Annotated in this window: 10 protein-coding genes; 3 read left to right on the forward strand and 7 right to left on the reverse strand. The window is 65.0% G+C overall.

Annotation, left to right across the window (positions count from 1 at the left end; genetic code table 11):
* Positions 1-2 precede the first annotated feature (2 nt).
* Genes ASD87_RS01550 through ASD87_RS01560 form a run of 3 tightly spaced genes read right to left on the reverse strand, consistent with a single transcriptional unit; the run spans position 3 to position 3,383 of the window.
* On the reverse strand, positions 3-872 hold the full coding sequence (locus ASD87_RS01550) for a branched-chain amino acid ABC transporter permease (RefSeq protein WP_056316234.1): 870 nt from the start codon (positions 870-872) through the stop codon (positions 3-5).
* Positions 873-897: 25 nt separating this feature from the next.
* Positions 898-2,064: an ABC transporter substrate-binding protein gene (locus ASD87_RS01555; RefSeq protein WP_082586176.1), complete on the reverse strand. Its 1,167-nt coding sequence runs from the start codon at positions 2,062-2,064 to the stop codon at positions 898-900.
* Positions 2,065-2,102: 38 nt separating this feature from the next.
* A complete protein-coding gene (locus tag ASD87_RS01560) occupies positions 2,103-3,383 on the reverse strand; it encodes an amidase (protein WP_082586177.1) in 1,281 nt (426 codons plus the stop codon).
* 116 nt (positions 3,384-3,499) lie between these two features.
* Between ASD87_RS01560 and ASD87_RS01565 the strand changes: the two genes are divergently transcribed.
* Positions 3,500-4,429 carry a LysR substrate-binding domain-containing protein gene (locus ASD87_RS01565; protein ID WP_056316242.1) on the forward strand — a complete coding sequence of 310 codons (930 nt, stop codon included), beginning with the start codon at positions 3,500-3,502 and terminating at the stop codon, positions 4,427-4,429.
* 47 nt (positions 4,430-4,476) lie between these two features.
* Here ASD87_RS01565 and ASD87_RS01570 read toward each other — a convergent pair whose 3' ends face one another.
* Together ASD87_RS01570 and ASD87_RS01575 are read right to left on the reverse strand one after the other, a co-directional pair.
* Entirely contained in the window at positions 4,477-5,193 is a 717-nt protein-coding gene (locus tag ASD87_RS01570) for a GntR family transcriptional regulator (protein ID WP_056316245.1), read from the reverse strand.
* 16 nt (positions 5,194-5,209) lie between these two features.
* Positions 5,210-6,985, reverse strand: coding sequence for an IlvD/Edd family dehydratase (locus ASD87_RS01575; RefSeq protein WP_056316248.1), 1,776 nt, complete (start codon positions 6,983-6,985; stop codon positions 5,210-5,212).
* Positions 6,986-7,207: 222 nt separating this feature from the next.
* On the opposite strand from ASD87_RS01575, the gene ASD87_RS01580 reads away from it, so the two are divergent.
* Positions 7,208-8,203: a tripartite tricarboxylate transporter substrate binding protein gene (locus tag ASD87_RS01580; protein WP_056316251.1), complete on the forward strand. Its 996-nt coding sequence runs from the start codon at positions 7,208-7,210 to the stop codon at positions 8,201-8,203.
* Between the two features lie 289 nt (positions 8,204-8,492).
* A complete protein-coding gene (pdeR, locus tag ASD87_RS01585) occupies positions 8,493-10,490 on the forward strand; it encodes a cyclic di-GMP phosphodiesterase (protein WP_056316254.1) in 1,998 nt (665 codons plus the stop codon).
* Between the two features lie 24 nt (positions 10,491-10,514).
* Here pdeR and ASD87_RS01590 read toward each other — a convergent pair whose 3' ends face one another.
* Together ASD87_RS01590 and ASD87_RS01595 are read right to left on the reverse strand one after the other, a co-directional pair.
* The gene (locus ASD87_RS01590; protein WP_056316258.1) at positions 10,515-11,399 is read right to left on the reverse strand and encodes a crotonase/enoyl-CoA hydratase family protein; all 885 of its coding nucleotides are present in this window, start codon (positions 11,397-11,399) and stop codon (positions 10,515-10,517) included.
* Positions 11,400-11,722: 323 nt separating this feature from the next.
* Positions 11,723-12,466, reverse strand: a complete 744-nt coding sequence (locus ASD87_RS01595; RefSeq protein WP_056316260.1) for an SDR family oxidoreductase — start codon at positions 12,464-12,466, stop codon at positions 11,723-11,725.
* Between the last annotated feature and the right edge of the window lie 71 nt (positions 12,467-12,537).

Consider the following 12,537-nt stretch of genomic DNA (forward strand, 5'->3'; position numbering starts at 1 on the left):
CTTCAGTGTTCGGGTTTGCCCAGCAGGCCCCAGGGGCGTATCACCAGCAGGGCGATGACGACCGCAAAGGAAACAAAGGTCGAGGTGGCCGAGCCGTAAAACGTGGCGAGGAAACTCTCGGCAAAGCCGAAAATCACACCGCCGAGCGCCGCGCCGGGGATGCTGCCCATGCCGCCCAGAATGACCACGATGAAGGCAACCATCAAAGGCCGCTCTCCCATGAAGGGCGAGAGTGCATAGGTCTGGGCGTAGATGGCTCCCGCGATGGCGGTCATGAAGACCGCCAGAAAGAATGCCAGCTGGTAGATGCGGCGCGTGTTCACCCCCTGCGCTTCGGCGATCTCGATGTCTTCGGCCGAGGCGCGCACCGCCAGGCCGTAGCGGCTGCTGCTCATGAAGGCCCAGAACGCCAGCAGTACGGCGATCGCGATGCCTATCACCATCAGCTTGTGGGCGGGAATCATGACCGGGCCCAGTTGCACCATGGTGTCGAGCGCTGCGGGCACCGAACGCTCATAGACGTCCCAGACCAGCACGCTGGTGTACACAATGGCGATGTCCAATCCCAGCAGGCCAATCATGCTCTGGAACATCTTTTGATAGAAACGGCGGAACACCAGCCATTCCAGGATCAGGCTTAGCGAGGCGACTGTCAGTGCCGCCAGCACGATGGCGACAACGTATGGCAGCTTCAATTCGCCGAAGTAGTAGAACAGGGCGTAGCCGCCCAGCATGGCGAAACTGCCATGCGCGAAGTTGACGACTTTCATGATGCCGAACAACAGCGTGAAGCCAAGCGCGATCAGCACATAGATCGCGCTCAGGCTCAAGCCATTGATCAGCACCTGCATCAGCACAGGTGCGGAGAACATGAGCATTCCTCGAAACGGGACGGGCTTATTCCTTGACCGGAACCAGGGAAGTCAGGGCATGCGGCTTGCCGTTCTTGATCTCGGTGATCCAGAACTTGTTCAGCAGTTGATGGTTGACGCCATAAGCGCGTTCGCCGCCCCAGACCACCGGGCCGTAAATGCCGGCGTCAAAGCCGCTGATGCTCTCCATTGCCTTGCGTACCTTATCCGTGTCGCTGACCGTTCCCGCTTCTTCGATGGCCTTGAAGAGAATCCGCGCCGAGTTGTACCAGCCGGGCGTCTGGGCATTGATGACGCCGCTCCAGCGCTTTTTGTAGTTCTCGACGAACTTCCTGGCGGCGGGTTCGTTGAAGTCGAACACGTCATAGGACATGAAGCCCTCGGCCAGGGGGCCGGCGATATCGGCGACCTCGTCGATGCCAGGGCCGCCCACCTGCCAGATGATGCCCTTGTAGCCTATCTGGCGAGCCTGTTTGACCAGCAGGCCGGCCTCGCCTGGCGCGTTCAAATTCAGGTCCAGCACATCGGCATCCTGGGCCATCATGCGCATCAAGAGCGGCGTGAATTCTTTGGAGCCGCGCTCATAGCCTTCCGACCACACGCTGTAGCCGGCGTCTTTATAGGCCTGGCCCAGCGTGGGCATCACGACTTGCCCGGTGGCGTCATTGGGCACGATCAGGGCCACTTTCCTGGCTTTTGGACGGTTCTCCTTCAGCCACTTCACCATGGCCGGGCCGAACTCGACATTACTGTTCATGGTGCGGAAGTTGTAGCCGTCCTTGCCGTTCTGCTTGAGGATGTCCGGCGCATAGCCATTGGACAGCATGATGACGCGGCCCTGATTGACGATGGGAACTGCCGCCATGACCGACGGCGTGCCGATGGGCCCGACGATGAACTTGACCTTGTCGTAATTGACCAGCCGTTCGGCGGCCGTGCGCCCGCCGGTGGCGCTGTACTTGTCGTCATACATCAGCAATTCGGGCTTATAGGTCTTGCCGCCCACCTTGAGGCCGCCTTGCGCGTTGACTTCGTCGATCGCCATCTGCACGCCGCGCTGCACCGCCAGGCCCCACGCGGTGCCTCCACCCGACAGTGGCCCGATACCGCCGATCTTCAGTGTCTCCTGGGCGTGGGCGCCCAGGCTCAATGCACTCAAGGCCAGTGTGGCCAGGATATGTTTTGCTTTCATTGGTATTCCCCTTGTAGTCGTACTGCGGTTGACTGGATTCACGAGGCAGGCGGCGGCTGCAGCGCCTCGGTCACAAAGCGGGCGGCGGCGAGCAGGCGCGTGTCCTGGCCATAGGGGCCAATGAGCTGCGCGCCCACTGGCAGGCCGCCCGGGCCGATCTCCAGCGGAAAGGAGATGCAGGGCAAATGCAGCAAGGTCCAGATCGCGCCATATCGGGGCGAGCCGGCAGACTGGTGGCCGGCTTCTGCTTCGCCTTCGGCGGCGGGATACAGCAGCACGTCGTAATCGTTGAACAGCCGGCGCGCACGGGCGCGCAGCCGCGCGGCCTGTTGCAGCATGAGGGTGTATTCGTCCAGGCCGATTTCGGTGCTGAGCCGGGCAGCCAGGCGCGGGCTCAGGCGATCTGCGTGTTGCAGACGTTCCTGCGCCAGGGACAGCCGAGCCTCGAAGGCAAAGATGCGCAGCTGAAGCGCTTCCAGCGCTTCGAACTCGTCCGGCAGCCAGAAGCGTTCAACAGTGCAGCCCTGGCGCTGCAATGCGGCGGCGGCGCGCTCGATGGCGCCCAGTGTTGCCGCTTGCGCATAGTCCCATTGGCGGGACAGGCAGAGCCCCACGCGCGGGCGAGCGCCCGTCGCGGCCATGACGTCGCGCGCGGCATGCAGGCCCAGGGTGAAGAACGCCGCGTCGGCCACATCGCGAACAATCACCCCGACCGTGTCTTGCGAGGGGCTCAAGGCCTTCATGCCCGCTGAGGCGATCAGGCCGAAGCTGGGCTTGAAGCCCACGACGCCGCAGTAAATGGCGGGCCGGACAATGGAGGCGGTGGTCTGAGTGCCGAAGGCAACCGGCACCATCCCATCCGCGACTGCGGCGGCCGAACCGCTGGAGGAACCGCCAGGCGTATGGCTCACGCGCAGCGGATTGACGGCGCGGCTGGGTGTTTGCGTGGCGAATTCGCCTGTGGCGACTTTGCCCAGAAGCATCGCGCCATGATGGCGGGCCATGGCGATGCAGCTGGCGTCGGTGGACGGGCGATGGCCTTGATAGATGGGTGAGCCGTACTCGGTTGGATAGTCCGCCGAGTCGAAGATGTCCTTGGCGGCAAACGGCACGCCACGCAACGGCGCGCTGGCCAGGGGCGTGACACGCCGGGCTTCTGCCAGGACGCGCTCGGGGTCATGCGCCACAAAGGCCTGTATTTCGTCGTTGCGCTCGGCGATACGGTCCAGGCAGGCCCGCGCCACCGCTTCGGGGGTGGTGTCGCCGCGGGCGATGGCGGCGGCCATTTCGCAGGCCGTCCATTGATTCAAAGGCTTCACAGTGAGATCCGTTGTGGGCTACGTCACTGAGAACTTTATGGTTGGCCAATTGGTATGTCTAATACAATAAAAAACAGCAATTAAGATGAAAACTGACCTAATGTTCGGGGTAAACCATGTCCTTGGTTTCACGCGCACTGCGTGCGTTTGTGGTGGTGGCCGAAGAGCTGCACTTTGGTCGGGCGGCAGTCAGGCTCAATCTCAGCCAGCCGCCGCTTAGCCAGTTGATACGCCAATTCGAGGCCCAGGTCGGCACCGAGCTGTTCGTGCGGTCCACCCGGTCCGTCAAGTTGACCAAGGCGGGCGAAGTGCTCTTGCTGCGCGCGCGGCGTTTGCTCGACGAGGATGAGGCCGCCGTGCATGCGGCGCGGCGTGCCGGCAGCGGTGATGCCGGGCGGCTGGCGGTGGGTTTTGTCAGCACCGCGGCTTATCAGGTCTTGCCGCGTGTGCTGGCGAAGTACCGCGCGGAGTATCCGGACGTCGAATTGGTGCTGGAAAATGCGCTAACTAGCGAGCTGACGGAACAGTTGATGGCCAATACCATCGACCTGGCGATCTTTCGCCGCTTGCCGCGCGCGGTCGAGCCCGATCTGGTGTTTGAGCGGGTGCACCGCGAGAAGATGATCCTGGCTCTGCCGCCGGGACATCCGCTGACACGTTATGAACGCGTGCCGATGGCGCGACTTGACGGTCTGGATGTGGTCGGCTTTAAACGTGAGGCCTCGTCGTACTTCAATGCCGTGCAGACGCGATTGTTCCGGGATCACAATGTGCGGCCGCATATCGTGTACGAGAGTGTTCTGCCGACCTTGCTGGCGCTGGTCGAAGGCGGAATGGGGGTGGCCCTGGTGCCGGAATCGGCGGCGACGCTGCGCATTAACGGCGTCGAATACCGGCCGCTGACGGGGCAGCAAAATGCCTTCGATGTGGACCTTTACTGTGCTCGCCGCCCCGACAACGTCAACCCCACGGCAGAGGCCTTCGCCCGGATTCTGCGCGGATCAAAGAAGGGCTTGCCCGCCGGTTCCGAGGCTAAAACGAAGTGACCGAGATTGATGGATGCGTTGACAAGTAAGCCATCACCAGCGAGCGGTCAGATCGCAGCGGAAGGCGGCAGGTACGCGCCCTGCGTCTGCGCATACGCCTGTTGCGAGGCCAGATAGGCATCGCGCGACGGGATCAGGTGGTCGCGGCACACGGCCATCAGCGCGTCGCGGTCGCCGTCGCGCAGTGCCTGGATCATCGTCCAGTGCTCCTGACGCGCCCGTTCGCGGTGGCCGGCTGTCACCAGCGAGCCGAAGCGGATCGGGTGGGTGCGGCGCGCGTATTCCTCGATGGCCTGGCCCAGCACGGCGTTGTCCAGCAGGCCGACGAATTCACGGTGAAAGTGCTGGTTGCTGCGGAACACGCGGCGCGCGTCGCCCGCGGCCACCGCGGCGTCGTGCTCGCGCTGCACGGCCACCAGCGCGGCCAGCCGCGCTTCGGGCACGGGCAGCGGCATCTGGCGGGCGGCGTGCACTTCCAGCACCTCGCGCAAGGCGTACAGCTCCATGACCTCGCGCACCGAGAACGCCCGCACCACCGCGCCGATGTTGCGCTTTTTCTCGACCACGCCCAGAAGCTCCAGGTCGACCAGCACCTGGCGCACCGCGTGCCGCTTCATGCCAAAACGCGCCATCAGCTCGTCCTCGGTCAGGCGTTCGCGCGGATGCAGCCGGCCGAAGACGATGTCTTCCTCCAGCGCGGCCACCGCCGCCTGTACGGCGTCGGGGGCGGGTTCCTGCAAGGCGGCGGGCGTGATGGCGTTCATGGCGATGAGGGTAGGTTTACTTCTTGGGCACCGTGTCGTGCGTGACGCCGGCGCGCAGGAAGTCGAAGTCGACGCCCTGGTCGGCCTGCGTCACGGACTGCAGGAAGAGCTTGCGGTAGCCGCGGTCGGCGGCCGGCCGCGTGATGGGTTGGGCGGCGGCGCGGCGCGCCAGCTCCGCGTCGTCGACCAGCAGCGCGATTTCGCGCCGGGCCACCGACAGGCGGATGCGGTCGCCGTTCTGCACATAAGCCAGCGGACCGCCGATGGCGGATTCCGGCGTGACGTGCAGCACGATGGTGCCGGCCGCGGTGCCGCTCATGCGGCCGTCCGAGATCCGGACCATGTCCTTGACGCCGGCGCGCGCGAGCTTCTTCGGAATGGGCATGTAGCCAGCTTCGGGCATGCCCGGCGCGCCAGTGGGGCCGATGCGCTTGAGCACCAGGATGTCGTCGGCGGTCACATCCAGCGCGTCGTCGTCGATGCGGCGCGCCATGTCCTCGGCGTCTTCGAACACCACCGCGCGGCCTTCATGCTCCATCAGTTGGGGATTGGCCGCCGACTGCTTGATGATGGCGCCGCCGGGCGCCAGGTTGCCGCGCAGCACGGCCAGGCCGCCCACCGGATAGATGGGCGCGGCGGCCGTGCGGATGACGTCCTGCTTGAAGGGCGGGGGGGCGTCGTCCAGTTCTTCGCCCAGCGTGCGGCCGGACACGGTGAGCGCGTCCAGATGCAGGAAGGGGCGCAGCTCGCGCAGCAGGGCGGGCATGCCGCCCGCGTCGTGGAAGTCTTCCATGTAGTGCTGGCCCGACGGCTTCAGGTCGACCAGCACGGGCGTCTCGCGGCTGATGCGGTCCAGGCCGGCCAGGTCGATGTCGATGCCCAGGCGGCCGGCGATGGCGGTCAGATGGACGATGCCGTTGGTCGACCCGCCGATGGCGAGCAGCACGCGCAGCGCGTTTTCGATGGACTTGCCGGTCAGGATGCGGTCCGGGGTCAGGCGCGAAGCCGCCATGGCGACGGCGGTGGCGCCGGTGTGCTCGGCCACGCGCACGCGGTCGGCGGTGACGGCCGGGGCCGAGGCGCCGCCGGTCACCATCATGCCCAGCGCTTCGGTAATGCAGGCCATCGTGCTGGCCGTGCCCATGACGGAACAGGTGCCCACGCTGGCGACGAGCTGGTTGTTCACGTCGGCGATCTCGACAGCGTCGATTTCCTCGGCGCGGTAGCGGCCCCAGTAGCGGCGGCAGTCGGTGCAGGCGCCCACGCGCTCGCCGCGGTGCGAGCCGGTCAGCATCGACCCGGTGACGAGCTGGATGGCGGGTACGCCTGCCGAGGCGGCGCCCATCAGTTGCGCAGGCACGGTCTTGTCGCAGCCGCCGATCAGCACGACGGCGTCCATCGGCTGCGCGCGGATCATCTCCTCGGTGTCCATGGACATGAGGTTGCGCAGGTACATGCTGGTGGGCTGCGAGAAGCTTTCGTGCACCGAGATGGTGGGAAAGTCCATCGGCAGGCCGCCGGCCAGCATGACGCCGCGCTTGACGGCCTCGATGAGCTGCGGGGCGTTGCCGTGGCAGGGGTTGTAGCTGCTGCCGGTGTTGACGATACCGATGATGGGACGCGCCAGGGCATCGTCCGACAGGCCGGCGCCCTTGATGAAGGCCTTGCGCAGGAACAGCGAAAAACCCTTGTCGCCGTAATTGGTCAGCCCGCGGGCGACGCCTTGCGCGGTGGCGCTGTCGCTGTCAAAGGGGCCCTTGCCGGGCTTGCCGCCCTTGGTCTCGTCCGTCATTTTCAGTCCCGATAATATTATTGATAATCCTGCGGCGTCATCATATCCAGCCCCTTGCAACGCCCGCAAGCGGTTTGTGCAGATGCCTTCTATTGATCTGAAATAAAGATCAGTCGATAGAAAAATGGCGATTCTTCAATCAAGCACGGCCCCCTACACTGGCTCGGTTGACGAACCGGGCGTCCGTTCATTCCTATACCCATCCCGGCTTGGAGAGACCCTATGTCAGACCTGCGTCTGCGGCCGCGCCGCGCCGTGCTGTTTTCCCTGCTGGCCCTTTGCGCCGGCGTTTCCGCCCCGGCGCTTGCCGCCGACGCCTATCCGGACAAGCCCATCCGCATGATCGTGCCTTACCCGCCCGGGGGCGCCACCGACGTGATCGGCCGCGTGCTTGCGCAGGAATTGACGGGCGCGCTGGGCCAGACCGTGGTGGTGGAAAACCGCGCGGGCGCTGCCGGCAACATCGGCGCGGACCAGGTCGCCAAGGCCCAGCCCGACGGCTACACGCTGCTGATGGGCGCGCTGACCAGCCACTCGATCAATGCCGCGCTGTACCGCGGGCGCGTCACCTACGACGTGGAAAAGAGCTTCGCGCCGGTGTCCATCGTCGGCACCGTGCCGCTGGTGTTCGTGGTGAATCCGTCGGTGCAGGCCAAGACGCTGCCCGAATTCATCGCGCTCGCCAAGTCCAAGCCCGGCTACCTGACCATGGCCTCGGCCGGCAATGGCTCGCCCCAGCATCTGGCCGGCGAAATGTTCAAGCGCGCGGCGGGCGCCGACATCCTGCACGTGCCTTACAAGGGCAGCGGCCCGGCCATGACCGACCTGATGGGCGGACAGGTGCTGAGCATGATCGAAACGGTGCCTGCGGCGCAGGCCAACATCAAGGCGGGCAAGCTGCGCGCCCTGGCGGTGACCTCGCCGCAGCGCGTCGATGCGCTGCCCGACGTGCCCACCGCCGCCGAGGCCGGCCTGAAGGACTTCGAGGTCAGCTCGATGTTTGGCATCGTGGCGCCCGCCAACACGCCGGCGCCGGTCATCGAACGCCTGAATGCCGAGCTCAAGAAGATCCTGGCCAAGCCCGAAGTGAAGGCGTCGCTGCTGAACCAGGGCGCGATCGCCACGTGGACCACGCCTGCCGACGCCGGCAAGCGCGTGTCGGCCGAAGTGGCGCGCTGGACCAAGGTCATCGATGAGGCGGGCGTGAAGGGCGAATAAGCCCATTGCCGCGGGCGCCTTGCGCGCCATCTCCGCCACACGCCGGAAATCCGCCAGGGGTTTCCGGCGTTGTCGTTTTTGCGGGTATTGAAAGGAAGCGAAATAATCGATTCCCGTTGCACGCCGGCTGCGCCGGGAAAACACCTGTATTTCAGACAATTGCAAAGCTGCGGGAATGGCTGTGCAATAAACCGCAATAAATAGGTTTGCACCGCCGCAAAGGTGGTTGACCCCAAATTCAGTAGCCCGTAATGTGTTTCGCGGGCCTTAGGACGGCGGGGGGATACCAATGACTGAGAACCAGGACGAAAAGTCGATCCTGCACACGCATTTCGGTACGCAGAGCCCATATTGGCGGTTATCCGCCGATAGCGATGCGATTGAACTCGCCGCAGTCAAGGGCGCGACCAATATTGCCATGGCCTTGCGCCCGGATCAGGCCGAGGCCGTGCGCAGCCTGACCGGCATCACGTCCAGCTTGCGCATCGACATCACGTTGTATGGCGATCTGCTGCACCTGCACCTGGTCGGCCGCAAGATCAACGCCAACGAATGGGCCGGCACCGCATCGGCTCACACCGATACCGAATCCGTCGCCAAGGACCTCGTCGAAGGCCTGTCGTTCGCCGAAACGGTGGTGTCGGAAGCCAATTCGGTCATCGCCATCGTGGACCAGAATGGCCGCGTGCAGCGCTTCAACAAGCTGTGCGAGGAATACACCGGCAAGCGCGAACAGGACATCGTGGGCCGCAGCGTCTTCGAGATGTTCATGACGCGCGAAGAAGCCATCGCCTCGCGCCGTAATATTGCCGAGTTCTACAAGCGCGGACAGTCGTATGAGGTCGAGCGCACGATCAACACCGTCAAGGGGCCGCGCCTCTTTCTGTTCCGCAACAAGTTCGTCACCAGCGGCAGCGGCGAAAAGCGCGTCTACCTGATCTGTTCGGGCACGGACATCACGGAAGAGCGTCAGGCGCAGGAACGCCTGCGGGTGCTTGCCAACACCGACATGCTGACCAACCTGCCCAACCGGCACGCGATCACGTCGCGGTTGAAGGCCGCGTTGGACGCTGGCCGGGAAGGGCGGGGCGGGGTGCTGTTCCTGGACCTGGACAACTTCAAGCGCATCAACGACCACTACGGCCACGGCTTCGGCGACCGGCTGTTGAAAGCCGTGGCCGTCGCCATCTCGAACTGCCTTTCCGATGGCCAGACGCTGGCCCGCCTGGGCGGCGACGAATTCATCGTGCTGCAGGAAGAGGCGCAGGCCTGGCAGCTGGAGGCCACCGCGCAGCGCATCATCGACCGGCTGCGCGAGCCCTTCCGCCAGGGCCTCATCGAGGTCTACACCAGTTGCTCCATCGGCATCGCCATGTACCCCGATCACGGGGCCGACCTGGACAGCGTGGTGCGCAGCGCCGACATCGCCATGTATGTGGCCAAGGAAGCGGGCCGCCATACGTACCGCGTGTTCCAGCCCGACATGGACCGCCGCAACGCGGACTACGTGTGGCTGGACACCAATCTGCGCAAGGCGTTGGCCGAGAATCATCTGATGCTGTACTACCAGCCCAAGCTGGTGGGACGCACCGGCGAGGTGGACGGCGTGGAAGCGCTGGTGCGCTGGCGCTCTCCGGAGCGCGGCATGGTCGGACCCGACACCTTCATTCCGTATGCCGAGGAGTCGGGCCTCATCTCGCCGCTGGGTGTCTGGGTGATGCGCGAAGCCGCGCGGCAGGCGGCGGCCTGGAAGCGCGACGGCCTGAATCTGCGCATCGCCATCAATATGTCGGCCCGCCAGCTGGACGACAAGGGTGTGGTCAGCGAATTCATGCGGGCCATCAACGACGCCAGCCTCAATCCCTGCCTTCTCGATATCGAACTGACGGAAAGCTGCCTGATCGACGATGAAGACGCCGCCATCGAACTCATCAAGCAGTTCCGGCAACTGGGCGCGCGCGTGCACCTGGACGACTTCGGCACGGGCTATTCGTCGCTGTCGCAGCTGGCGCGCATTCCGCTGGACGCGATCAAGCTCGACGCCAGCTTCGTGCGCGGCGTGAACGAGAATCCGGTGTCGCAGGCGCTGGCGCGCGCCATCGTCGCGGTGGCGCGCACGCTGGAGCTCAAGGTCATCGCCGAGGGCGTGGAGACCCAGGAAGAAACGGTCTTCCTGGACACCCTGGGCGTGGACGCCAAGCAGGGCTATCTGTACGCCAAGCCCATGCCGGCGCAAGAGCTCACCGCCTGGCTGGCGCAACGCCGCCGGCTGCATCTCATTGCGTGACGCAACCGGCGGCGCGCCGCCGGGTCAGTGCATGGTGGCCACTTCGGTGGCCTCCGAGCTGCCTGCCGTGCGGCGGTTCTGCGCCATCACCAGCCGTTCCATGTAGGCGCGGTCCTTCGGATCGATGGAGAAGGCCGCCTCGACCCAATCCTCGGTGATATCCATCAGTTCGGAACGCGACAGGCTGAGCACGCGCTGGCGGGCGCGCAGCATCGCGCGCATGCCGTTGAGCTTGGGGCGCATGACGTCGATGAAGGTGCGTGTGGCCTTGTAGGCGTCGCCCGGCTCGAACAGCACGTCGACCAGGCCGCGGCCGTGATACCACTCGGCGGTGTGCGATTCGCCGGTGCCGATCAGCTCTTCGGCCAGCTTCATGCCCGAGCGGCGCGCGACCAGCGAATAGCCGCCCATGCCGGGAAACAGGTTGAACGCCATTTCGGGAAAGCCCATGCGCGCATTGTTCTGCGCCAGCACGAAGTGGTGGGCCAGCGCGGCCTCGAAGCCGCCGCCCAGCGCGGTGCCTTCGATCATCGCCAGCGAGATGGCGCCGGTATCGAAACCGCGCGTGGCGGCATGCACGCAGTCCACGCAGGCGCGGGCATAGGCCCGCAGCGCCTCGCGCTTGCCGGTGCGGATGGCCTCGGCGAAAAAGTTCAGGTCGCCGCCAACGTTGTAGATCTGGGGCACCAGCGAACCGGTGACCCAGAAGTCGATGGGCAGGCCGGAATCCTTGGCGGCGCGCGCCAGGGTCATGATCTCGTCGATGAGTTCATGGTTAAAGCACGGGCGCGGTTGCGCGCGCAGCATCATCCACATGACACGGCGACCTTCCTCGTAATACGCGGAGATCTGCTTCAGATTGCCTGCGGCGGTAAAGGGGTGGCAGTCCGGATGAATGAGTTGATTCATTGCTTTCGTCCAATCGATCAAGGTGAGTCGGAGTACTGCCGGGTCAGGCTAAACCACGGCTTAGGCACTCCGTCTCATGCAAACCTCGTCCAACTGGCCAGACTTTTCCGTAATGCAAAGTCCCGAGCGCGAGATCGGAAAATTTCAAAACCTGCAACGGCTCCTCGGTCCATCGGCCGAGGCGCGCATGGGTAGAACGGATGAGGACAGCAGCAAATATGCGGCGTTCAGCGCCGTGAAAGAAAAGCCCGGCCGACTGGCCGGGCTCGTGCGTTGGGATGAGAGCGCGCCGCAGGAAGGCGCCGGCGCCGACGAAAAAGTTTTCAGGCCACGCCGCCATTGGCGCGCACGATCTGCCCATTTACCCACCCGCTGTCCGGTCCCGCCAGGAACGAGACGATGCCCGCGATGTCATCCGGTTGGCCCAGGCGTTCCAGCGGCGGCATCTTGGCGTAGTGCTCGATCAGCTCGGGGCTCTTGCCCTTGAAGAACAGCTCGGTGGCGACGGGGCCGGGGGCGACGGCATTCACCCTGATCTGGCGGCCGCGCAGTTCCTTGGCAAAAACCTGCGTCAGGCTTTCGACGGCGGCCTTGCTGGCGATGTAGACCGAGTAGCCGGGCAAGTTGAGCGCGACGGTGGTGCTGGACACATTGACGATGCTGCCGCCATCGGCAAGGCGGGCGGCCGCCTCGCGCAAAGTGTTGAAGGTGCCCCGGGTGTTGATGTCGAACGTCCGGTCGTACAGGTCGTCGCTGGTGTCCGCCAGCGGCTGCACCTGCAGCACGCCCGCGCTGTTGACCAGCACGTCCAGGCGGCCGAATTCGGCCGTGACGGCATCGAACATCGCGCGCACCGCATCCGGCTTGGAGACGTCTGCACGCACCGCGAGGGCGCGTCCGCCGGCCTGGCGGATGTCGGCGGCCAGGGCGTCGGCGTCTGCCGCGCCGGACGCATGGTTGATGGCGACGGCAAAGCCGTCATGGGCCAGGCGGCGCACGATGGCGGCGCCGATGCCGCGCGATCCGCCCGTGACGAGGGCAACGCGTTGGGAAGCTTGGTCGGTCATGCGATCTCTCCGTGAAGGGGTGAGGCATATGATCGACTATTCCGTTCGAAAGATAATTAGCCTCCGTTTGC

It is taken from the genome of Achromobacter sp. Root170 (genome assembly GCF_001428165.1).
GTDB lineage: Bacteria > Pseudomonadota > Gammaproteobacteria > Burkholderiales > Burkholderiaceae_B > Achromobacter > Achromobacter mucicolens.

Excerpts from the sequence above, each read along its gene's own strand:
- ASD87_RS01550 (WP_056316234.1), bottom strand. The coding sequence starts at position 872 with ATGTTCTCCGCACCTGTGCTGATGCAGGTGCTGATCAATGGCTTGAGC.
- ASD87_RS01555 (WP_082586176.1), bottom strand. The coding sequence starts at position 2,064 with ATGAAAGCAAAACATATCCTGGCCACACTGGCCTTGAGTGCATTGAGC.
- ASD87_RS01565 (WP_056316242.1), top strand. The coding sequence starts at position 3,500 with ATGTCCTTGGTTTCACGCGCACTGCGTGCGTTTGTGGTGGTGGCCGAA.
- ASD87_RS01570 (WP_056316245.1), bottom strand. The coding sequence starts at position 5,193 with ATGAACGCCATCACGCCCGCCGCCTTGCAGGAACCCGCCCCCGACGCC.
- ASD87_RS01575 (WP_056316248.1), bottom strand. The coding sequence starts at position 6,985 with ATGACGGACGAGACCAAGGGCGGCAAGCCCGGCAAGGGCCCCTTTGAC.
- ASD87_RS01580 (WP_056316251.1), top strand. The coding sequence starts at position 7,208 with ATGTCAGACCTGCGTCTGCGGCCGCGCCGCGCCGTGCTGTTTTCCCTG.
- pdeR (WP_056316254.1), top strand. The coding sequence starts at position 8,493 with ATGACTGAGAACCAGGACGAAAAGTCGATCCTGCACACGCATTTCGGT.
- ASD87_RS01590 (WP_056316258.1), bottom strand. The coding sequence starts at position 11,399 with ATGAATCAACTCATTCATCCGGACTGCCACCCCTTTACCGCCGCAGGC.
- ASD87_RS01595 (WP_056316260.1), bottom strand. The coding sequence starts at position 12,466 with ATGACCGACCAAGCTTCCCAACGCGTTGCCCTCGTCACGGGCGGATCG.